Genomic DNA, 23,450 nt, shown 5'->3' with positions numbered 1-23,450 from the left:
TTTTTAAATTGATTTTATCTCTTCATTGATTCCCTGAAAGAATGCTATAACGGTTGCTCCAATCATCGGTACGCCGTATGGACTAACTAAAAATCCGATAATCAATGCTTCGATTCCGATGGTAACTTCTTTTTGTAAGAAAGATGCTATTGCTCCAAATATGCAAAACATCATCAGCAAATATAGCAGTGCCGTTCCTATTCCGAGTAAGAATGTCAGAAAGGCAGTGAGAATACTAAGCAGGAAGCTGATTGGGAAAAAGATTATTTTTATTATCCATCTCATAAAATATCTTCCCTTTCTATTCAATCATTTTGAAGTGTCTCAAGGCATCCATGATGGCTTCTTCTTTTTCAGGTGTACACTGTGGAATAATTTGTTTCTCCTTTTTAGACTTGTTGTAATGTTCTCGTAATTCTATTCCACATTTCCTTTTTATCTGTGCAATATATAATGTTGGAACTTTTAATTCAAATTTATTCCAAACATATTCTTTGATTTGAGCATACGTTGCCTTACTTTCAGTACTTGTCAAATCAAGCCCATCCAGCTCAATTTCAATATCTATATGCTTATCGACATCAAGTTTGGACAAAAGCGCTACTGTCTCCACGTGGCACGATACGTTCTGATTGATGTCAGTTTTCGGTAACCGATCCAGACTAATGTGGACTGTAGCAAAATATCTCCGTTTGTTTGCGGAAACATATCAACCAATTCTGTAGCGAAAAAGTATTAATACAACTCGCTATCCATATCACAGCCTGAACCTCGCCCGTCCATGGAAAAAGTTCAACTTTTTTATTCGTTTCTACTATTATAGTGATTCCAATAGAAAAGTCAAATTTAACGGAGAACTGCCATCGTCTCAACCTTGTCTGTTCTTCGTACAGAGAACAGGTCAACAGCCATTTTTCTCCCCGACTGATGGCTCAGCTTCCATGCACTCGACCTTGGAAAACTGAAAACTTTAATGGCACTGCTGCTACTTCTTCGCATTCTCTTCCAGTTCCAGCATGTACTTATCAAAGTCAGACATAAACAGTCTATCCTGAATAATACGATATTTTTCAAATTCAGTTTCAGCTTTTGCCTTGGCAATCTCAGCAGTGATCTTACCTGCATCCTGAAGTACCTCTCTGTCATCTGCCATCAGGAATAGATCCAGTCGCTTTGACCAATCCTCTGCCAAATCCAGATAAGCAGATACAATACGCTCCAGTGAACGCATTTCTTTCTCTGAAAGATAATTCTTCGCAATGCTCACATCGCTTTTTATAATCTTACCTTCCGGTGCTGCTGCCCAAGTAGTTAATCCCATATGAGGCTTATCTGCATCGGCTCGCTCATAAATCAACTCCGCTGCTGTATGTCCATGAACTGCATAATGCATCTTGTTTTGAACCTTTGCAAAGAACTGCTTTGTTGTTTTTGCTGTTCGGTCATAATCAAGAGCTGTAGCATAGATGTCTGTTATCTTCTGATAAAATCTACGCTCAGACAAACGAATCTCACGAATCTGCTCAAGCAAACGGTCAAAATATTCTACTGTAAGTACGGATCCACCATTTTTCAGACGTTCATCATCCATGACCCAGCCTTTGATGGTGTAATCCTTCACTATGCCATTGGCCCATTTGCGAAACTGCACTGCTCGTTCATTGTTCACCTTAAATCCAACCGCAATAATCATTTGAAGATTATAATGCTTTGTATCACGAGTCACCTGACGGGAACCTTCGGTTTGAACTATTCGGAAATTCCGAATAGTTGCAGTCTCTTCTAATTCACTATCTGCATAAATCTTTTTAATATGTTCATTTATCGTTGGTAAACCAACGTCATACAATGTGGTCATCATCTTCTGTGTCAGCCATATATTCTCATCCTCATAGCACATCTCAATGCTGTCCTGCTGATCACCAATAGTGGCAACATAGGTTAAGTATTCTGCAGCACTGGAACGAATAGTAATTTCGTCTTTTTTCTTTTTCAAATAGGAGGCCTCCTTTAACGTCCCAAAATCATTATTCTGCCTGTACATCAAAGGATTGTTTCACAATTTCCATGATTTGATCTAATTCATCCTGATGCTCCATAAACAATTCTACATCGCCATTTCCCCAACGTCCTAAGCCAGCAATATCTTTGCAAATACCATTAGGGTCATTAATCTCTGAGAACTTCATATTAATCGAAATACGCAATCTTTGTTTCTGAAAAACAATATCAACAAAATTAGTATCCAGTTTATAGGCAACATACAACTTTTTATATTCCTTCTTTACCGCTGGTGATAAGTTCATAATACGCTTATCTAAAGACTCGAACAATATTCTTGTAAAAGCATTCACATCATACGTTTCCAGGGAATATTTCTGCACTGTTTTTTCTTCAACTTGATATGGCGCAAGTTCTGCGGCTATTAAAGTTGGATATGGCCAAATAGATTCTGCTTTCTTTGCTAATTCGTTTGCTCTCTCTTGGATATGTTTTTCATTCCACTTATTTTGCAAAACCACATATTTATTAAGCCTAAGTGCACTTTCTTTGAATCCACCTGGCATATCCATCTTTTCCAAGAAAGGTCTGTCACTCATCTCAGAATTATATGCAGTCAAAGTAAGATTGCCAATTGTATGTAAATACTTTTTTTGAACCTCCTGCCACTCGGCACCAAGATCAGCTTGCCACTCTGAAGAAAGATTTTTGTTCTGCGGCATAATATGCTCAATGGTGTAATTCTCTATTATAATTGGAGCTTTGTTTTCAAAGTTTTCCAAACGACTAAGAATATAATTTCTAGCACGCATATTATAAATATCACGGCTTACAAATGCACCTTCAAACTTATCGTTATCCGGGAATTCTTTATATGTATCCTGCATCACGAAAAATGCCTTAACAGAATTCATATAATCATCTGGTCTAATATAATTTTTCAACGTTGCAAATGTTTTGTTCATTGAGTTAGTCGGAATCTCACAAATTGCACGTCTGAGAACATAGCTAATACAAAGCTTCAAAATTTTCTTCAGTTCATCTGATGTAATTAGTCCTTCTACGCAGTCATGGTGAATTTTCAGCAAGAACGGGTAAGATACTTCCATTCTTAAATCGATAATGTCCTCATATAACTTCTTTAAATCCGTGTCAGTATTTCGCTTGAATATAATGTTTGTATAATATTTTGCATATTCAAGCAAATCTTGACATAATTCTCTGATAGTTCCAAATTCACAATTCAAATGATACAATTTAAATTCTTCATATACACGTCCTTGCTTTGGAATACGAGAAAGTTTCATGGTCAAGTAATGGCGGAAGAAAGCGTCCATTACCGTTCCTTGCGTTTCATAGATAAACAGCTGTTCCATCGGCCGCCAAAGATGTTCATATACATAAGTTTGTTCAGATGACTCTAATCCCATCAAAACATAGTTACGAATCAAATCGGATTCAGAAAGTTCCTTACCAGTAGAATTCAAACTTTCAAAAATTGCCTGTGCATCGTCAACAGCACGATCTAATGTAATATTAACAATTTGCAATTTTCCAATTGACTCATATACCTCTGCAGGCTGCATTTCTTTATCAGCTAGCTTGTTAGCAAAAAAAATGTAATTATCAATCAGTCTTGATCTAGTGCCTTCTGCAATTGGTTTTTCCTCAACAAGGCTTATAAGAATATCTCTATCTGTTTCAGTCAGCAGTAACTTATATCGTTCATCACCACTTTCATACTCGTTTTTTAGAAGCATATTATCTATACGACGAGCATTAATTGTTGTGTCACTCGAATTCTTTATTGCATAATCGCGCAAAGCCAGAAGAAGCAGTGTTAAGGTAGTCATTCGCTGTTGACCGTCAATAATCATATATTTCTGAACACCTGTTGGCATTGCCTGTTCAGCAATATTAACAATAGAACCTACAAAATGACCAGCTTTACCTTTTCTCTGCATCTCTACAATATCGCTCCAAAGTCGTTTACACTGATCTATATCCCAGCTGTAGAATCTCTGATAAACTGGAATCAAAAACTGTTTATTTCCATTTAATATCTCATAGATATTGCCTTTACGTGCATCCATATCGCACCTCCATTACTTCTTTTCTTCATAAGAAACCGTATCCTCTGCCACCTTGCTTAGTTCTATTTCAGATACATATTTATAGAGATTTTCCTCTTTTCGTGGCTCCACATTATCTGTCCAAAGCTCACACTGACTAATTACTGTGCTTATTGCAAAATCATAGTCTTCCGGCGGATACTTATATTTCTTAAGGAGTCGCTTAACCATCTTACGCATCTGCGCTCTTGCAGTTTCTTTCTTCTGCCAATCGATAGTGCGATTCTTACGAAGCATTTCTGTAAGTTCTCTTGTCAGAGCAATCAACTCATCATTCTTATAAAAATCCTTGATATGTTCTGGTTTTGTAAGAGCATCATAAAATGCAAGTTCTTCTTGTGAAAGCCCCAGTTCCTGACCATTCTTATAGAGATTTGCAATCTCTTCTGCAGTTTTCAGAAGTTCTTTAATAACCTCTTCATTAGTGATCAGTCCGTTATAATAAGAATTCATCAGTTGTGCTATCTTCTCCGAAAATTTTTGTGACTGTACCACATTTGTTCTCTTGTAGAGAGCCACTTGCTCAGCCATAAGTTTTTTCAAAATCTCGACAGCTATATTTTTTTCCTTCATTCTAGAGATTTCATCCAGGACTGCTGGATCAAACAAGCTGAAATTTTCACCGCCACTCTTGCTGCTGTCAAATAAGCTAATGACACCTTCGCTCTGTACTGTCGCTTTCAAAAGTTCATTGATTTGATCATTAATCTCAGTAAGCGATAAACTTTTTCCACCTGTTCCACCATACGTGATCTTAATAACCGTAGAACGCAAAGCCTCCATATAAGCCGCTTCATGCCGTTCCTGCTCTGTTGTCATGCTGGAACAAAGCGAGTGTGACTGTTTCAAAAGCGTGGCTTCCTTCAAGAACAAATCTTTTCTTTCTGGTACACTTGCATCAAGAATAAAGTTTACACCACCCGTAATAAGCTTAGCCATTGTAAGTGGAGAGCCACCTACAAATCCGCTAAAATCAAAGCCATACAATAAATCTTTGCAAACTTGTAGCTTTTCCTGAAACTTCGGATATGCCATCTTTGCAATGTTCATATCACCGTATTTAGACTGATCGCGTTTCGTGTATTCCTTCATTGCAGCCTTTAAAGATGATGCAATTCCAACATAGTCTACGATCAATCCGCCCTCTTTATCCTTGAATACACGGTTCACACGAGCAATAGCCTGCATCAAGTTATAACCATGCATCGGCTTATACACATACATGGTAGCCAAAGAAGGTATATCAAAACCGGTGAGCCACATATCAACTACAATGGCAATCTTCATCGGGTCATTGTTATCTTTAAACTTCCTTGCAAGCTCTTCTTTGTGCGATTTTGTTCCGATGATCTCTTTCCAATCTTCCGGATCGTTGTTGCCGCCAGTCATAACTACACCGACTTTATCCGTCCATTCAGGTCTAATTTTCAAGATTCGGCAATAGATTTTCATTGCAATCGGACGAGAATACGCCACAATCATGGCTTTACCCGTCAGAAGATTTGCTCTATATTTTTCGTAATGTTCAACAATATCATCACAAAGAGATTCTATTGTCGAATCAGCTCCCAGTACACTTTCCATCTGACCAAGCATTTTTTTACTCTTCTCGATTGTTTGTGCATCGGACTGCTGCTCTAAGACATCATAAGTAGAATCAATTAACGCCAATGTGTTCTCATCCAACTTCAAATGAACAACTCGGCTTTCATAATAAACCGGGCGAGTAGCACCATCTTCCACAGCCTGTGTCATATCATAAACATCGATATAATCGCCAAAAACTTCACGAGTATTTCTGTCTTTGGCTGAAATCGGTGTACCGGTAAATCCAATAAATGTAGCATTCGGCAATGCGTCATGGATAATACGAGCATTACCAATTACAGTATGCGCTTCCTTTTCACCATTTTCATTCTCTGACATAACGATTTTTTCATCAAAACCATACTGCCCACGATGTGCTTCATCTGCCATAACAACAATGTTTCTGCGTTCTGACAAAGCTTTCTCTCCACGTTCAAACTTGAACATTGTTGTAAATATAATTCCATTTGCACTTCTGCCATCAAGAAGTGACTTCAAATGTTCCTTGCTCTCTGCCTGTATCGGTGTCTGACGCAAGAAATCTGCGCATTGTGAGAACTGTGCATAAAGCTGATCATCCAGATCAATACGGTCTGTCATAACTACGATAGTTGGACTATCTAATGCATCTTGCAATAAATGTGCATAGAATACCATCGACAATGATTTACCAGAGCCCTGCGTATGCCAGAACACACCACCCTTACCATCGGTCTTCGTTGCCACCTTTGCTTTCTCTATCGCTTTGCGAACAGCAAAATACTGATGGTATCCGGCTAACACTTTGAAACGACTATTGCCAACGCCTGAGAAAAGAATAAAATTTTTCAAAATATCCAACAGACGTTCCTTTTGGAACATACCCTCATAGAAGGTTTCAAAGGAAGCATACGCAGTATCTTCGTAATTACCGTCTGTGGTTTTCCATTCCATAAAACGATCTAATCCAGAGGTAATAGTTCCGGCCTTATTTGTAGACAAATCGCTAATTACACAGATTGCATTGTAATAAAAGATAGATGGAATATCTTGCATGTAGTTGCGGATTTGATGGTAGGCATTCTCTGCTCCAACTTCATCCTTAGCCGGACTCTTCAATTCCATCAAAACAAGCGGCAATCCATTAATAAATAAAATAATATCTGGGCGACGGTTGTTTCCGTTTTCTAAAAACGTAAACTGATTTACCACGTAGAAAGAGTTGTTCCTTACATTTGCGTAATCAATCAAACGTACAATCGATGATTGCTCCTCGCCCTTTACAAAGAACTTAACCGTGATGCCATTTTGCAGATAATCCATGAAAATGATATTCTTCTGCAAGAGACTTCCGGTATCAAAATTCTTCAATTTGGCTAGTGCCTCATCTATAGCTTCTACAGGCAGACCACGGTTGATACGCACCAAGCTATCTCTCAGAATAGAGTCCAGAAGCGGACTGGTATAATCTCTATCAAAATCCGGAGCGTAGAGGTGGTCATAACCCATGTTTTCAAGCAATTTAATGATTGCTTGTTCGTATGTATCTTCTGTAAATAAACTCGGCATATTCAACCTCCTGTATTTTTCGTTATGTTTCTATGGTAAACAAGAATTTAGAGCAGCAATCAAGTGCCTTATTCGTAAATATGTTTGGTCATTTTATTGATTCTCTAGATAATAGCGACATTAAATTAGGCGACTTAATTGAAAGTGTCGATAACAGAGGGAAAACGCCACCATTATCTGACGAACCAACAGACTACCCAATAATTGATGTTAGAGCATTATCCGGTAATTCAAGAATAATTGATTACACCAACTGTACTAAATACGTTTCCAAAGAGACATACAATAATTGGTTTAGAAGTGGACACCCTAAAGAATATGATATTCTCATTTCAACTGTGGGTAGTTTGGCTGAAATGAAAATATTTCTAGGAACTACAGGCTGCATTGCTCAAAATGTTGTGGGATTTAGAACAAAAGGTATATCACCACTCTACTTGTATCAATATCTGAATTACATAAAAAACGACTTGGTAGCATACAATATTGGTTCTGTTCAACCAAGTATTAAGGTAACTCATATAATCAAACATTCTATCTATGTTGCTTCAAAAGAAGATATAGAAATATTTGATAGTATTGCTCGAGACATTACGAAAAAAATATTTGCAAATTGTCAAGAAAACGAAGCATTAAAGCAAATGCGAGACACTCTTTTACCTAAACTGATGTCCGGCGAGCTTGACGTCTCCGACATCGACCTTTAAGCCGCTAAATTCTTGTTTATTTCAGCATTCGTACTAATTTTTCCCTCAATAACATCCAAAATTCCAACTATTCGGTCCTGTGTTTCCAAATCAGGTACATTTATCGGTGTTGGTGCCAATTCAGAAGAAAATGTAATTTGAGGAAAGGTTCCAGATCTCGTCTCAGCAAGTTGTTGCAATTCCTCAAGCACTGATTTTGACGCCAAAAAAGAAAACAAAAATCGTGGACGGACAACATCCTTTCGTGGTCTAAGCACCATCAATTTTGTTGACGCTATATAATTATCTGTATCACCAAAATCCACAAACGCATACCTTTTGTTTGCTGGTCTAATTTCCGAATATAGAATATCATTTTCCTTGAAAGTCTTTTTAAACTGCCCTTTCAAGTTTTTATTTTCAACTACTTGATGGTTTAACACCTTTCCTTCTAATACATCAGAGGTGTTTATTAATACAACATCTTTATCATAACCGCGGTAAGTGTCCGAGATTGTGTCACACAAATCACCGACCGTCATTTTTTCCCATTTTGGCATATTGTCACCTTCATTAACCTATGTATTTCTTGTGAGCCAACTTAACATTGCTCTGTTTAACCATTGCGTACTGCAAGGTCGTATCTATTCGTTTATGCCCCAAAAGCTGCTGTAATTGCTCAATCGGCATTCCTTTATCAATTGCCATCGTTGCAAGTGTCCTGCGGAACTTATGCGGATAGACTTTTTGAATATCCAACTGCTTCCCCATTTCACGCAGGCGAGATTCGATACCGCCTACCTTGATTCTCTCATGCGGAGAACGCAAAGTGACGAACAATGCCGGATTATCATCCGTTCTGCTATCAATGTAGTTTTGCAAATGAATCTTTGTCCTCGCATCAAAGTATACAATGCGTTCCTTATCACCTTTACCGAATACTACACATTCACGCTCGTTAAAATTGATGTCTGCTTTGTTTAGCAAAACCATTTCACCGATACGCATTCCAGTAGAAGCAAGCATATCAACTATCGCTAAATCCCTAAGTTCTGTGCAACTATCCCGCATTTTCTCCAAATCCTCATCTGTGTAAGTTTCTTTGATATTAGTTGCCGTTTTCACCTTATGGATACGGCGAACAGGACTTTTCAAAATGTAATCTTCATCCTCCAACCATGAGAAAAAGCTGGACAAGATCCTGCGAATATTATCTATCGTCACACGGCTAGACTGGTTCTTGCCTTGATAATCTGTCAGATAGGAACGCAGGTCCTCCGTCTGAATGTGGCGAATACCTTTGTCTGTAGAAGCTACCATCGTTTCAATGGTTGTGCGGTAATATTTCAGCGTTTTTTCTGAACAGCCTTCAATCCGCTTTGCTGAAATAAAAGCATCTATCAGCTTTGGATTGTCGTCTGTATCCTTCTTTTCTGTCTGTGCTGTAATCTCGCAGCCAAACAGTGTGTTTTCAAGCACTTTTTGTAACTGCTGCATTTGTGCGTTATCGAGGTATGGTAGCATTTGCTGCATCACCTCTGAAATAATTTGTTGTTTCATAGGTCATTCTCCTTCAAATTTATTTTCCAGAGAACGATTCAACGGCAGTTCCGTTGGCTTTATCTCCCGCCGTTGGTGGGAGTATTTAGGATAAACAAGAATTTAACGGCTTAAAGGTCGATGTCGGAGACGTCAAGCTCGCCGGACATCAATTTTGGTAAAAGAGTGTCTCGAAGTACAGCAAGATGTTCGTCTTGCTTGCCATTGGCAAAAATCTGATTAAAAATTGATTTGCAATAATCGTCAAATGCTATAACTTTATCTACTGGCGGAATTAAAATAGTTTCCGTTTCGATAAAACCTGAAAAGTCAAGGTTCTTAATACCTGTTGTGCCGTTTTCATAAGAGAAAAAGACACCTTTACCATACAGGTATTGCCAATAATAGTAGATAAACAGACTGTATCCTTCTTTTGGCTTCATTGCCTTACAGAAATTTGTACAAACCATACCACTATCATAACGGTCGAGTAATGATTGAGTTATAGCTGTACATCTACCGGTTGATTGAGTAGGACTACCTCCTGAAATTTCAACAACAATGTCACCGGCTGTAAGTTGTTTTGTGGCAAAGTTTTTAGGAAGAATATACCTTGTGGGCATTTTACCTTTATTGCCTACTTTGACTTCGGGAATATCTGCACCCCTAATGCAGTAAACCTTTTCGGTATTATTGCCTGTTGGTGCTTCTTTTCCCCAATCACCATTTAAGGTTGATTTTATAAGTTCAGAGAATGTCCCTGTTGACCATTCATTGTTTTCGGGATTGTCTATAAACCATTCTTTGAATATTGCCTGAACTTGCTGCTCTAAATTCTTGTTTATGTTGCTATTTAAAGCAATTTTGTCATCTATATCTGCCAGGATTCCTGCTATTTTCTTTTGAATCGGCAAATCAAAATGTGGTACTTCATATTGCATTATTGCTGTTTTGTCACCACGTGGCATTTTTGTACCTTTTGATGTTGCTGTTGAATAATCAAAAAAAGCATCATCGGCAAGCACATAGTAAAGGAATCTTGCATCGGTACCCTCTTTTGCTCTAAAGACCAGTACATCATTTGAACAGCCACCATCGAAATCGGCAAACCATATTTTCTTGAAATACGGTCTTATATTTGACACCAAAACATCATCTTTCTTATAAGCCTGTGTTTGAATAGTACTTGGGAGCGATGACGCAGTAGTTATCCCCCCCTTATTGGGAAGCATATTTTCTGTTGAAATATAGTCTGCATCTGATAAACCAGATATATTAACTTTTCCTTTAGCATAGAAGCAAATATCCGATAACTTAGATTTCATACCCAATCGCCTCCAGTTTTTCACGAATTACAAATTCGTTTATTCTTTCTTGTCCTGTATTCATAAGCTAACTCTAACTCTCACTTTCAGTTTCATCTTCATCCGTTCTATAAGCATCTTCAACCGAATAAGTAGCATCATCCAGCATCTTAACATCTATGCCTACGTTGATTGTATCCTGTATTTTTCCTCCATCCTTCAATTCGTATATAAACTGCAAGGCTGCTTCAATATAATATTCAATTCCATTCTCGTCCGAATTCAAGGATTCAATATTATCAATGCTAATCAAATGAGCTGTAGTTGAAGTAATCAACCGTCCTTTTTCAACAAGACCAAAGTCTCGCTCTATTATCTGCACAGAAAAATCTCCAGAGTTTAACCAATCAACAATTTCCTTATTTTCATCATAATCTTCAATTGGTTGATACGAATATTTGTCAATTTCCTTTGCCCACGCTTCTAACTGCACTTTAACTTGATTTTCATTTTTGCATATGAACAGTGATGAATCTGATACATTTTCTGCAAACTCCTTTAGCAGAAATTCTCCAAAAGCATTATCTTTGGAATAATATATGATTTTTGAGTTGCGGTGTTTTAATGCAAATTCCAAAACACTTTCCCATAGCAATGCATCCTTAAATCCTTTATCAGACTTTTTGTCTTTTCCTTCAAAAGGAGGCAATTTACTAAATGCACGATTTACAATGCTTTCAAACCTATTATTAGAAGCAATCGGAATTTCTATAACTTCATTTAGCCCTTCTGAAATTTCTTTCTTATATTCCTCAATCTTAGTTTTTATGTATTCCGAATAATTTATTTCCGGATTCTCATATATAGAATACTCAGGGAACCGTTTCTTCGATATCGTGTTTTTATAGATTATAAGTAATTCATCATGCTTTTCTATAATCTGCTTTTCCATTTCGCTCCAGACAACGGATGGAATTGCTATGGTTACCTGATTATATATATCAAGCTGATTAATCATATCAATTACATTTTCAAATGTTGCATTGAAGCTAAAAGTTGTAAAATCCGCTTTCTTTTCATATGCTTGAAACAGAGCATTCGTATCAAAAATCAAACAATACGTTATTTCATTGCTTGAGCTCATATCCGATCGCCCCCAGCTTCTTTCTGATTTCGTCCTCCAGTTCATGTGACTTTGCAAACATTTCCGCAAGTTCAGATGTTAACCGATCCATCTTTTCTTCAAAGGGCTCATCGTCATCTTCCTGCTCTTCAATACCCACATAGCGTCCAGGTGTAAGTATATAATCTTGTTTCTCAATTTCAGCTGTATCCGTAACAGCGCAAAATCCCTTAACGTTTTCAAGTGTTCTATCAACAAAAGCTTCATAGGTATCTGAAATCTTCTTGATATCATCATCTGTCAACTCTCGAAGCTTACGGCTCACCATCGTTCCCATTTTGCGAGCGTCAATAAATAAAGTCTTTCCTGGTTGTTTCTTCTGCTTATTGATAAACCAGAGCGAAACTGGAATCTGCGTTGTATAGAAAAGCTGAGTAGGCATTGCAACAATGCACTCAACTAAATCAGCATTGATAATATTCTTACGAATATCACCCTCTCCGCCTGATTGAGAAGAAAGGGAACCATTTGCTAATACCATACCAATACGGCCTGCAGGTGCAAGATGAAAAATCATATGCTGAAGCCATGCAACGTTGGCATTTCCTGCTGGTGGTGTTCCGTATTTCCATCGCTGATCTTCTTTTAGTTTATCCAATCCCCAATCGGAAAGGTTAAACGGTGGATTCGCCATAATATAATCTGCTCTCAACGTTGGATGACGATCGTCAAGAAATGTATCTGCCGCATAGCTTCCAAGATCAGGCTCAATTCCACGGATTGCAAGATTCATCTGCGCCATTTTCCATGTAGTAGGGTTTGAGTCCTGACCATAGATAGAAATATTGCTGATGTTACCGCTGTGATTCTCAACAAACTTCGCAGACTGAACAAACATACCTCCTGAGCCACAACAAGGGTCATATACTCGTCCTTTGAAAGGTTTCAAGACTTCCACCAAAGTACGTACTACACATGATGGTGTAAAGAATTCACCACCACGTTTTCCCTCTTGCTCAGCAAACATAGAAAGACAATATTCATAGGTACGGCCCAAGATATCTTTTTCACTGCCGTGTTCAATCATCTGGATGTTGGTAAACAGGTCCACAACATCACCAAGCCTACGCTTGTCCAGCTCCGGACGTGCAAAGTTCTTAGGCAAAATATCCTTCAAACGCTTATTTTCTTTTTCGATGGCACGCATGGCATCATCAATCACCGTTCCGATTTCCGGAGTATGTGCTTTTGCTGCAATCTCACTCCAACGTGCACCAGTTGGTACAAAGAAGATACCCTCAGAAGTATATTCGTCGATATCCTCCTCGAATCCATCGCCTTCTTCAATAAGTTCCTGGTACTTATCATCAAATCTATCTGAGATATACTTCAAAAAAATCAATCCCAGAACAACATTCTTATATTCTGATGCATCCATATTGCCACGAAGCACGCAGGCTGCATCCCATATTTGTTTTTCAAATCCAATATCGGCTGTATTTTTGTCTGCCATTTTATTCTTATCCTTCCTGTTTTGCAGTTTCATCATGTTTTATCGGAATTCGCTCCATAATATCCTGTATATCGCAATCAAGGGATTCGCAAATTCTAAGCAGGACTTCTGTTGTCACATTCTCATTTCTACCAAGCTTTGCTATAGAAGTAGCACTTACTTCACTCATTTCCTGTAGCTCTCGCTTTTTCAATCCCCGATCTATTAACGTCTTCCAAAGTGGATTATAACTAAACTGCGTTTTTAATACTTTTTTACTCTTGCTCTTATTCTCCTTACTCATTTTGCTTCTCCTTATTCCATGCCCAACCAAATAATTCATAACCTCCAGCTTCAAGTTCAATCACCTTACATTTTTCAATTGTAGTTCTAATCTCCTCAGCATAAAATTCATAAGATCTAAAAGATACAAATGCCTGTTTTTCTGTTCTTTTAAGGAATCACAATCCTTAAGCCAGAATGTAAAGATAGGCTTGCAATACCGCTACCAGCAAGGCAAGGTACAAATCAACCATAATCGCTTCCTTGGCTACACAAAAGATGCGGACGGCAACCTTATCATCGATCCAGAACAGGCAGAAATCGTAAAGCGCATTTATCGAGAATATTTAGAAGGACTCAGCATGGATAAGATTGCCGCCGGGCTGGAACGTGACGGTATCCTTACCGGAGCCGGAGGAAAAAGGTGGCACACAAGCACCATCAACAAGATCCTGCGCAATGAGAAATACATCGGCGATGCCTTGCTCCAGAAAACCTACACAACTGACTTCCTGAACAAAACCAGAGTCAAGAACAACGGTCTCGTCCCTCAATACTATGTAGAAGGTAACCACGAAGCTATTATTCCGAAGGAAATCTACTTACAGGTTCAAGAAGAACTAGTCCGCAGGCGAGTGGTCAAAACCAGTGCCAATGGCAAGAAACGTAGCTATAGCTGCAATCACTGCTTCTCCCAAATCGTCATCTGCGGAGAATGTGGTGAAATGTTTCGAAGACTCCACTGGAACAATCGTGGCGTTAAATCTATTGTCTGTCGCTGCATCAGCAGGCTGGAATCCACTGGACTGGAATGCCACGCCAGAACCATCAACGAGCTGGTCCTTCAGGATGCTGTCGTCAAAGCAATCAACCAGATGCTTGGAGACAAAAGTAGCTATCAGGCACAGCTACAGCTCAATATTGCCTCAGTCATCCGAGCTTCACAGGCGACCTCCGTTGAAAACATCGACGAGAAGCTGATGGCCTTGCAACAGGAACTTATCCAGAAAGCCCAGAGCAAGGAAGTCTATGACGAGATTGCCGATGAAATATTCAGGCTTCGAGAACTCCGTCAGCAGACCACTGTCGACACTGCCGCAAGAGACGAGCAGATAAAGCGGATCAATGACCTGCAGGATTATATCGCACAGCAGACTACCCACCTCACCGAATTTGACGAATCGCTGGTGCGACGCTGGATCAAACAGATCACCATCTGGGATGACCACATCACCGTCGAACTGAAATCTGGTGTTAGCATCGATGTGGACGTATAATTTTATAAATGCACGAAGGCTCCTCACCGCTGGAACTCAATCCGGTGATGGGGAGCTTATTTTTAATTATTGTGCGAATAAAAATCTATAATTGGTACTTTTTTATCTATCAAATAATTCCCGATTCCCAACTCTAAATCTCTAACTGAACGATTACCAAGAATTTCAGAAGTCATAGGAAATATCATTACAAAAGATTTATCCCATGCCTCTCCTACCTCTTCAACTAATACAGTAGAACTTATTGGCTGTCCATCGCTTGTCTTTCTATCAAAATTAATATCAAAACTTTTAGCAACCACACCTACATGTCCCTTTGTAGTAAACTTTATCCAGACTATATCTGATGGTTTACAAAGATTAAATTTGTTTTTTATAACATCATACTTGTAATCCCATTCCACATATTTCTGTTTTTTACAATCATATATAGGAGCATCCCATTTTAGTCCCATAGTCAAAATTCCATTATCCATAATTGTATGAATTGTATTATCTAATACAAAAGGTTCAAATCTTACATTCTTTTCACAATACCCATTTGCGGTTCTTAATAGTTCAATGAATTCATTCACATATGAGAATACATTGCAAATTTGAATAGGCGGAAGCTTTGACTGTTCTCTTGCCTTATCGTTTCTTACTGTATCCCCATAATATTTATGTACTCCTCGAAACTTTTTTTCACCCTTATCATTAATATAGAATGCATCATCATTTTTTTGAAAATATTTTTCTAATTCCATCATTTAAAAGGCACCTCTTTTGTTACGTATTTCTGCTTAATATCATTTTCATCGTGTGACAACGCTCCTTGCATAGTGTTGTCAGATTTATACCAATTTTACTGAATTATCATCCATAAATATTATAAAGTCAATTGCACCTTTTAATAAATTAGAAAATGTTTCCGCATAATTTTCATTCTTCATATCAAGTGCTTTTGTTATTTTCTGATATCCTTTCCCTTTACGGTGACCTGTTCCACTTGAACGTAACTTCTGTAAATTTCTTAAGAATTTTATATGTTCATCATAATTCTCTCTATTTTTTTCAATTAACCAAGCCTCTAATTTAGATATACTCCCCACCAACTTTTCATAACTTCCAGTCAGTTGACTGATAATTTTCTTCTCATTCAAAGAATCAATTAGTACTTTTACTAAAGAAAGAACAAGCATATCCATCTCTGCGATTGAATTATTTACTGGTATTCGCAGAGTTTCAAAGTTATATATCTTGCTCTGTTAACAGCAAAAATAATGGTCAACCAAATCTATCTTCATAAGCTTGGTTTGCTCTCCTATATGTTCTTTTAAATACAAAATCCGGAGATTCGGAATCAGATGCAATACACATAAAATCTCTTTTTACTTTTGTTGAGCTCAATTTACCACCAACTGCTTTATTAAAACCTCTCCAGTAATGCTGCTCAGATTCACTTGGTAAATCTCTTCCTAAATCCCCTAAATATGCTGATACATAGTCAGAATTACTATTATCAATATATAATGACCATAGTACGCCACATCGTATAATACCATCTTCAACTTTATAAATCTCTGGTTTAGAATAATACTTGTTTAAAACTGCTGCATCAAAATAAACTGGAGTTAAATAGTGAGGTGCAGTTGGATTTGCACCAAAATAATTACTTAAGCTGCTTGGATTACATATATGGCGTATTTCTTTTCCATTTTCATCTATTCCAATAATGAAATCGACATAGTTCTTTTTCTCATTGTATGACCATATGTTGCTATCACATAAACTGCAACCCCAAATAACGTTTTTAGCAAAAATATATGAATAATTCTCTCTTTTAGTTCCAGTAGATATATTTCCAATGTTCAGTGTATAAAATATAGAATTTTCGTCATTTCTGTATGCTAATCCATCCTCCTCAACCTTTTCTGATGCATCAAGAGCAACACATCTACTGTCAATATGAATAATCAATGCCTTTTCCTTTACTGCTAAATATGTCTTTAAATATCTTTTATGTATAGTAATGTATCCCTTATCATTCATTTTAACAACAGTAATTCCTTCTCCATCAGAAACATCAACATATTCATTTTTTTGCGAATTAAAATATAGATTAAACAGCAGTCTAAATTCTTCTGCAACTTCAACCGAATCTGTTGCTACACCGTTAAAATTTCTTTTAATGATAAGAGGTTCAAAATCATCATCATTTCCCCATCGATGATACACCTTTTCATCATTTTCCCATGAACCATATACTGTTATTCCTGGCTCCATTGTATTTGCATTATACGTATCATTTTTCATATCTGATTCAACAGCATCAATTGGAAGTAAAAAGCTTTGAAGATATACGTCATATTTTTTATCAACTCTATTTTCCAAAACTGGAACCATAATTTCAGCATCTAATCCATTTTCTATCCATTCACGTATATCCACTTGATACAAATGCTTTCTTTCCATATACCAAATTCCTCCTTAGCATCTAATCCACAGCCTAAACCCTACCGCATTTTTTCGGTCATCGACTTTTTCTCCGGTTGAGCTACAAAGTAGATATGTTTCCATACAAGAAAACCGAGCTTTTCACAAGGCTTCTCTGATGATGCTGATCTCGCAAAAATCCTGGAAATACGCCACTTTTCGGTATTTATTTATCTTTTCTTGACAGCAAACAGACCGTCTCCACGTGATGCGTTTGAGGAAACAGATCCACTGGCTGTACTTTCTTCAATTCATATCCCAATTCTTGATAGAGTTTGATATCACGCGACATGGTTGCGACATTGCAGGAGATACAGGCAATACGATTAGCTCCTGTTTGAGCGCTTGCTTTGATAAAGCTCTCGGTCAAGCCTTTGCGTGGAGGATCAACATATATGACGGTTGGTTTAATACCTTCCTTTATCCAGTTATTCATGGCATTTTCAGCTGTGTCACAGATATAGTGAGCATTAGTAATATTGTTTAATGCAGCATTCTTCTGGCTATTCTCTACTGCTTCTGGAATAACCTCTACACCATAGACTTCCTTAACGTGCTTGGCGACTGATAAACCTATCGTTCCAATTCCTGAGTAGGCATCGATAACCACATCATCTGATTTTAATGCTGCAAAGTCAATGGCTGTTTGGTACAGTTTTTCTGCCATTTCTGTATTGACTTGATAAAAGGCTGGGCCGGCGATTTGGTAGTCATTTTCCAACATCTGGTCCGTAATATAGCCTTGACCATAAAGAGTCTTCCACTCCTTACCCAAAATAGCATTAGTATTCTGGTCATTGATATTCTGCATGACAGACACAATCTCTGGGAACTGCTTGATAAGTTGTTCAATCAACTGCTCCACTTGGAAAACTTTAGGACGAGTTGTTACCAAAATCACCATGATTTGTCCTGAGTAGTGCCCACGACGCACTACAAGATTCCGAATTAAGCCAGACTGTTCTTTCTCATCATAAGGTTTCAAATCATAACGACGGAGCAAGTCACGTAGGGCTACTACTACCTCATCAATCACAGGATCTTGGATAAAGAAATCTTCTAGAGGCATGAGGTCGTGGGAATTCTTACGGAAAAATCCAGTTTCCAAGATACCATTTACTCGACGAACAGGGACCTGTGCCTTGTTACGGTACTTGATTGGATTTTCCATACCAAGCGTTTTAGCAACCTCTATATCAGCAATTCCAGCAATCTTGTAGAGACTGTCCTTAACTTGCTTGGTTTTAAATTTGAGCTGTTCTGGATAGGAAAGATGACCTAAATCCGCGATTCCTGAACGCAGGTAAGCCAAATCTAAATCTTGATTACGGTGTGGTGATTGGACAAGGTATTCTTCAACTTTCCCAAAACCAATCTTTTTATTAACCTTGAGGACACGCATAAGGATTTTTTCACTCGGTAAAGCATTCTCAACAAAAAATACCAAACCATCCACCTTGGCAACTCCTGCCCCTTCATGGGTCAAGTCAACAATTTCAACTTCTACAATATCATTTTTATTCAACATTCTCTTCTCTTTCTATTGGCCGACAAAAAAGACGGCAACGTTACGGTTACCATCTATTATACCATGAAATTTCTTAAGAACCAAAACTCTTGAAGAAGTTGACAATGGCTTGCCAGAGGGAGCTTAGGAAATTACCCCCGTCCTCTAGCGCCTTATCAGCATCAAAGTTAAGATTGATATTTTTAAAACTGTCACCAGCTTGTGAAACAATGCTTTGTTTAAGGTCATTTAGAGTTTTAGTGAAGTCTGTATTGCTGAGGATATCACTCTTTGAGAGATTCAAAGCAAAATTGATGATGATATTAACCTGGTTTCCTGTTATAACCTGATCAAGTTTGTAATTTTTTAAGGTATCTTCAACGATTTTACGGACATCTTCCTCCGTCAGATTTCCCTTGCTTTCTTTAGCTTTGGCGAGTCCTGACTTGATATCAGCTAGGGCAACGTTTAATTTATTAGCATCAAAACCAGTCTTATCCTTGTTTTCAGCATTGATATCGGACAAAGCCTTCAACTCTTCTTGAGCCAAATCTTTGTTGGCTTGTGGCACCTTGGCTCCATTAGCTTCCAGCGAATAGTAAATTCCGGCTAAGGCACTCTCACCTGTAACTGGAATAGGTGCTGCTACAGTGATTTTGGCGTGTTCCACACCCAAAGTTACGGCTGCATTTCGGTACATATCCTGCGTCACCTTAGTGATGTTTTCTGGTGTTTCAATCTTGACCTCAAGGGGCGACTTGTCACCTAGTTTTTGAATCTTGGCTGATGAATACAACTGTAAACTAGAGTCATTGGCCACATTCATGATTTTAGAATAGACATCAGGTGTCATAGTCTTGAGTTCTTTAGTATCTGTTGAGGCATTGTAGCCCAGTTTTTTTAAAGTTTGATTTTTTTGGTCTTCAGACAATGATGAACCTAGGACATATTCAGGTTGGACATAGGTTTCATCGATGACTTTTTGAACATCTGTTGCTGCATGGGCGCTATTTATAGCTGTTACTGCCCACAAGACCGCAGCACTGGTCAGAAAGAGTTTCTTTCTCATAGGGAATTTCCTCCTTTACCTTTCTAGAGTAATATATCTATCTTAAAGAAAACTTATAACAAAAACACCTGGGCTAGCCAGATGTCGAAAAGAGAGTGAAACATTTGATGATGTAAAGGTTGAGATGAACCTGTCTAGAATAGTAATAGTTTCCTCCATTTACATAGAGTTCGGCTCCATGAAAAATGGAAATGGGATGAATATAACTATAAGTCTTTCCAGTGGTATTGCCAAGCAAGGGAGCAACAGTCTCACGAGAGTACTGTTTGGCCAGAGCCAAGGTATTTTCCTTGCCATTTTGGGCGATAAAATCGATATAGGCAGGTCCAAAATTATAGGCTTGAACAGCCGTCCAGACATCTACCCCCTTCTTCTGGGCCAGATAGAGATTGTCTGTCAGAGTTTGAACGCCTTGCCGAATGCTAGAGGCGTTATCATTGATGGTATTGGTTGAACCACTGGCAGACTCACTAGACTGCATAACATCGCCTTCTTTTCCTTTTGTTTCAGTATAAATCATAGCGAGCACAAGCTCTTCGTTTGCTGGGGTGTCTTTTTCACTCAAGATTTCTCGCACCATGGGTTGATAGGTCATGACTTGCTTGACATCTTGGTGAACGCGGTAAGCTTTATAGCCAGCAAAAAGGAAGACTGCTAGTACAAGCACTCTTCGAATTCGTTTAAACATTATTTACTTTGGATATCCTCGATATTTTTGATTAAGATAGAATAGGTTCCATTGTCATTTTGGATAAACTCAACAGACTCGGCGTCTTGATAGACGTTATTGGGAACGATGAGCTCAATTCCATTTGACAAGGAAAGTTTTTGGTTTTTAAATTTTTTAAGCTGACGACTGGCATCAATTTCATCAAATTGAACAGGTTCTGGTACGGCTTCCTTGACTTGGTCGATAAAACTTAAGCGAGCTGTCAGATTATTATCAAAAAGGTCGTTAGCCAATTTTTCAGGTGACAGTTCATTGCTTTCTTCAAGATTGTTGAAAATCGCTGATTTGACCTTAGATTGAAATTGAAAATCATCTGTGTTAAAAGTCTCAGCAATTCTCTGGGCTGTTTTTTCTAGTTCCTTGATGGATTTCTTGGGTGAAATCTTAGGGGCGACGGCAAGAAGATTTTCTGAAAAATAGTTCAAGAAAGCCCCGTTGTACTTGATTCGTTTTTCAATCAGATGGTACTTACGGCTCTGAAGATTAACCACCAAGGCCTCATCAGCCCCTGTTCCAAATCCAGGCAGGTTATTCTGAGTCAGCTTGATTGGATTATCAACTTCTACTCCGAGGTGAGTCAAGGTCTCACGCAGGGCAATTCGTAAGAAAGCAAAATGTTCTACACCTTCTTTAGAAAATTGCACAAAAATCAAGTCATTGGTCTTGAGGTTTTCAGAAATACTGAACTCTTCTTTCCAGAGATTAGCCAGTGTTACTGATGTCTCCAACAAATCGTCAGTGATGTGATTGAAGAAGGGATTTTCTTCTTCGAAAATCCCAGTCTTAGCTTCATCTGAATACACTCGTTCGATTTTTTTGCGCAGGTATTCTTCGATTTTTGGAGTAATATTGAGAAATTTATCCGCTAGAAACAGCTCGGTATCATCCGGACTGAACTGGTGAATAATTGCTTTCTTAATATAAATGTCCATAAAAGTTTTAGTCCTCGTATAGTGGGAAGGCATCTGTCAATGCTTTGACTTCACTTCTCACTTCTTCTAAGACAGCTTCATTTTCTGCATTCTTAAGGGTTTTAATGATAAGTTCAGCCACTTTGCGACTTTCTTCTTCACCAAATCCACGCGCAGTGATGGCTGCTGCTCCAATACGAATCCCACTTGTCTTGAATGGTGACAAAGTTTCGTAAGGGATTGAGTTCTTATTTAGGGTAATATTGACTTCATCCAGCAAGTTTTGAGCAACTTTTCCGTTTTCTACAACCTTAGTCACGTCCACTAGGAAGAGGTGATTTTCAGTCCCTCCAGAAATAATACGGAAATCAGGGTCTTGCAAAAAGACATCTGCCATAGTCTTGCTGTTCTTGATAACATTGGCAGCGTATTCCTTGAAAGCCGGATCTAAGACCTCTTTAAATGAAACTGCCTTAGCAGCAACAACATGCTCTAAAGGACCGCCCTGAATACCTGGGAAAATAGCTGAATTGATTTTCTTGGCAAGTTCTTCGTCATTAGTCAAAATCAAACCACCACGTGGTCCACGAAGGGTTTTGTGGGTCGTTGTTGTAGTGATATGAGCGTATGGTACTGGGCTTGGGTGAAGACCAGCAGCAACCAAACCAGCGATATGAGCCATATCTACCATAAGTTTAGCCCCAACAGCGTCCGCGATTTCACGGAATTTTGAAAAGTCAATAATTTGAGAATAGGCTGAAGCACCTGCTACGATTAATTTTGGTTTTACTTCTTGAGCTTGTTTCAAGATAGCATCAAAATCCAAGAGTTCCGTTTCAGGATCTACACTATAAGAAACAAAGTTGTAGGTTTGACCAGAGAAGCTGACAGGAGCTCCGTGGGTCAAGTGTCCACCTGCTGCTAAATCCATTCCCATAACTGTATCGCCAGGCTCAATCAAGGCCATGTAAGCCGCACAGTTGGCTTGGCTTCCTGAGTGAGGTTGGACATTAGCGAATTTAGCGCCGAAAATTTCTTTTGCACGTTCAATAGCTAGACTTTCTACCACGTCTACCACATCAGTTCCACCATAATAACGGTGTCCTGGGTAACCTTCAGCGTATTTATTCGTCAAGATAGACCCTTGAGCTGCCATAACGGCCTTGGATACCACATTTTCGGAAGCAATCAACTCAATGTTGTTTTGTTGGCGTTCTTCTTCTTTGGCAATAGCATTCCAGAGATCAGCATCATATGCTTTAAAATCGTCTTTATCAAAAATCATAGGTCTTCTCCTTTATAGTGTGACTGAGTGTGACTGGTCCTTTAGTTTGTTTTACAATAAGAAAATAAACTAAAAGATGCGAATAAACCGTTTCTGCACTTTATCACAAGTATAACCAACTTTTTCATAAAATGCATGAGCTCCCAGACGATGATCGGCAGAGTTTAAGCGGATAAACCCATAACCACGTCTTTTTGCTTCTTCTTCCAACCCTTGTAATAAGCTTTTACCAATACCTTGCCCTTGTGCTTGAGGTGAAACTGCTAAGCCTAAGATATTAAATCCTGCTTTGGAATAAAGGGATTCATAAACTTCAGCGTGGACATATCCAAGCAAGGCATGACTAGCTTCATCCTCATAAGCAAGTAGGAAATGATGTGAATCCTGAGATAATCTAGCTAGTTGACTAGCCGTGTCCTCTGGACTAAAAGAATAACTCAAAGCCTCTTGGTTGATCTCACATATAGCTTTCACATCTGTTTCTTGCAAATCTCCTAGCATC

At 38.4% G+C, this 23,450-nt stretch carries 21 protein-coding genes and 1 pseudogene; 2 read left to right on the top strand and 20 right to left on the bottom strand.

From position 1 onward, the window contains the following. Nucleotides 1-3: 3 nt before the first annotated feature. From OVN21_RS06020 to OVN21_RS06000, 5 genes and pseudogenes are all read right to left on the bottom strand, one after another. Nucleotides 4-285 (bottom strand): CD1845 family protein, encoded by a 282-nt coding sequence (locus tag OVN21_RS06020; protein ID WP_055318231.1) that lies wholly within the window; start codon nt 283-285, stop codon nt 4-6. Between the two features lie 16 nt (nt 286-301). Further along, nucleotides 302-616, bottom strand: a pseudogene (locus OVN21_RS06015) (23S rRNA (uracil-5-)-methyltransferase RumA); the annotation flags it as partial. A 369-nt stretch (nt 617-985) separates the two neighbouring features. Next, nucleotides 986-2,044 carry a virulence RhuM family protein gene (locus tag OVN21_RS06010; RefSeq protein ID WP_267247692.1) on the bottom strand — a complete coding sequence of 353 codons (1,059 nt, stop codon included), beginning with the start codon at nt 2,042-2,044 and terminating at the stop codon, nt 986-988. Then, complete coding sequence (locus OVN21_RS06005) at nt 2,028-4,094, bottom strand: DUF262 and DUF1524 domain-containing protein (protein WP_267247691.1); 2,067 nt, start codon at nt 4,092-4,094, stop codon at nt 2,028-2,030. Before OVN21_RS06005 ends, OVN21_RS06010 begins: the two co-directional genes overlap by 17 nt. Before the next feature lie 12 nt (nt 4,095-4,106). Then, nucleotides 4,107-7,268, bottom strand: a complete 3,162-nt coding sequence (locus OVN21_RS06000; RefSeq protein ID WP_267247690.1) for a type I restriction endonuclease subunit R — start codon at nt 7,266-7,268, stop codon at nt 4,107-4,109. Nucleotides 7,269-7,300: 32 nt separating this feature from the next. Here OVN21_RS06000 and OVN21_RS05995 point away from each other — a divergent pair, with 32 nt between their 5' ends. Then, a complete protein-coding gene (locus OVN21_RS05995) occupies nt 7,301-7,975 on the top strand; it encodes a restriction endonuclease subunit S (RefSeq protein WP_267247689.1) in 675 nt (224 codons plus the stop codon). Here OVN21_RS05995 and OVN21_RS05990 read toward each other — a convergent pair. The 6 genes from OVN21_RS05990 to OVN21_RS05965 all read right to left on the bottom strand — a co-directional run bounded on the left by OVN21_RS05990 (nt 7,972) and on the right by OVN21_RS05965 (nt 13,716). Then, entirely contained in the window at nt 7,972-8,514 is a 543-nt protein-coding gene (locus OVN21_RS05990) for a restriction endonuclease subunit S (RefSeq protein ID WP_267247688.1), read from the bottom strand. The two genes, OVN21_RS05995 and OVN21_RS05990, sit on opposite strands and share 4 nt — an antisense overlap. Nucleotides 8,515-8,527: 13 nt before the next feature. After that, complete coding sequence (xerA, locus tag OVN21_RS05985) at nt 8,528-9,514, bottom strand: site-specific tyrosine recombinase/integron integrase (RefSeq protein WP_267247687.1); 987 nt, start codon at nt 9,512-9,514, stop codon at nt 8,528-8,530. Between the two features lie 110 nt (nt 9,515-9,624). Next, the gene (locus OVN21_RS05980; protein WP_267247686.1) at nt 9,625-10,818 is read right to left on the bottom strand and encodes a restriction endonuclease subunit S; all 1,194 of its coding nucleotides are present in this window, start codon (nt 10,816-10,818) and stop codon (nt 9,625-9,627) included. 73 nt (nt 10,819-10,891) lie between these two features. Then, nucleotides 10,892-11,911 (bottom strand): PIN domain-containing protein, encoded by a 1,020-nt coding sequence (locus OVN21_RS05975; RefSeq protein WP_267247685.1) that lies wholly within the window; start codon nt 11,909-11,911, stop codon nt 10,892-10,894. A 13-nt stretch (nt 11,912-11,924) separates the two neighbouring features. Next, nucleotides 11,925-13,433, bottom strand: coding sequence for a type I restriction-modification system subunit M (locus tag OVN21_RS05970; protein ID WP_267247814.1), 1,509 nt, complete (start codon nt 13,431-13,433; stop codon nt 11,925-11,927). 7 nt (nt 13,434-13,440) lie between these two features. Then, nucleotides 13,441-13,716 (bottom strand): helix-turn-helix domain-containing protein, encoded by a 276-nt coding sequence (locus tag OVN21_RS05965; protein WP_267247684.1) that lies wholly within the window; start codon nt 13,714-13,716, stop codon nt 13,441-13,443. A 190-nt stretch (nt 13,717-13,906) separates the two neighbouring features. On the opposite strand from OVN21_RS05965, the gene OVN21_RS05960 reads away from it, so the two are divergent. After that, a complete protein-coding gene (locus tag OVN21_RS05960; RefSeq protein ID WP_267247683.1) occupies nt 13,907-14,971 on the top strand; it encodes a recombinase family protein in 1,065 nt (354 codons plus the stop codon). Nucleotides 14,972-15,033: 62 nt separating this feature from the next. Here OVN21_RS05960 and OVN21_RS05955 read toward each other — a convergent pair whose 3' ends face one another. The 9 genes from OVN21_RS05955 to OVN21_RS05915 form a co-directional block, all read right to left on the bottom strand. Next, nucleotides 15,034-15,720 carry a hypothetical protein gene (locus OVN21_RS05955; RefSeq protein ID WP_267247682.1) on the bottom strand — a complete coding sequence of 229 codons (687 nt, stop codon included), beginning with the start codon at nt 15,718-15,720 and terminating at the stop codon, nt 15,034-15,036. Nucleotides 15,721-15,804: 84 nt separating this feature from the next. After that, a complete protein-coding gene (locus OVN21_RS05950) occupies nt 15,805-16,158 on the bottom strand; it encodes a hypothetical protein (RefSeq protein WP_267247681.1) in 354 nt (117 codons plus the stop codon). Between the two features lie 79 nt (nt 16,159-16,237). Beyond that, complete coding sequence (locus tag OVN21_RS05945; RefSeq protein ID WP_267247680.1) at nt 16,238-17,425, bottom strand: hypothetical protein; 1,188 nt, start codon at nt 17,423-17,425, stop codon at nt 16,238-16,240. Between the two features lie 187 nt (nt 17,426-17,612). Further along, on the bottom strand, nt 17,613-18,974 hold the full coding sequence (gene rlmD / locus OVN21_RS05940; RefSeq protein ID WP_267247679.1) for a 23S rRNA (uracil(1939)-C(5))-methyltransferase RlmD: 1,362 nt from the start codon (nt 18,972-18,974) through the stop codon (nt 17,613-17,615). A 73-nt stretch (nt 18,975-19,047) separates the two neighbouring features. Then, nucleotides 19,048-20,022: a DUF1002 domain-containing protein gene (locus OVN21_RS05935; protein ID WP_267247678.1), complete on the bottom strand. Its 975-nt coding sequence runs from the start codon at nt 20,020-20,022 to the stop codon at nt 19,048-19,050. A 73-nt stretch (nt 20,023-20,095) separates the two neighbouring features. After that, entirely contained in the window at nt 20,096-20,710 is a 615-nt protein-coding gene (gene pmp23, locus OVN21_RS05930) for a cell wall hydrolase Pmp23 (protein ID WP_220052375.1), read from the bottom strand. Then, entirely contained in the window at nt 20,710-21,684 is a 975-nt protein-coding gene (locus tag OVN21_RS05925) for a nucleoid-associated protein (RefSeq protein WP_267247677.1), read from the bottom strand. Before OVN21_RS05925 ends, pmp23 begins: the two co-directional genes overlap by 1 nt. A 7-nt stretch (nt 21,685-21,691) precedes the next feature. After that, on the bottom strand, nt 21,692-22,948 hold the full coding sequence (glyA, locus tag OVN21_RS05920) for a serine hydroxymethyltransferase (protein ID WP_267247676.1): 1,257 nt from the start codon (nt 22,946-22,948) through the stop codon (nt 21,692-21,694). Nucleotides 22,949-23,017: 69 nt separating this feature from the next. After that, nucleotides 23,018-23,449, bottom strand: a complete 432-nt coding sequence (locus tag OVN21_RS05915; RefSeq protein ID WP_267247675.1) for a GNAT family N-acetyltransferase — start codon at nt 23,447-23,449, stop codon at nt 23,018-23,020. Between the last annotated feature and the right edge of the window lies 1 nt (nt 23,450).

The sequence above is a fragment of the Streptococcus sp. Marseille-Q5986 genome (genome assembly GCF_946902915.1).
Classification (GTDB): domain Bacteria; phylum Bacillota; class Bacilli; order Lactobacillales; family Streptococcaceae; genus Streptococcus.
The sequence above is the reverse complement of the archived record's forward strand: the minus strand, read 5'-3'. Positions and strand labels throughout refer to the sequence as shown.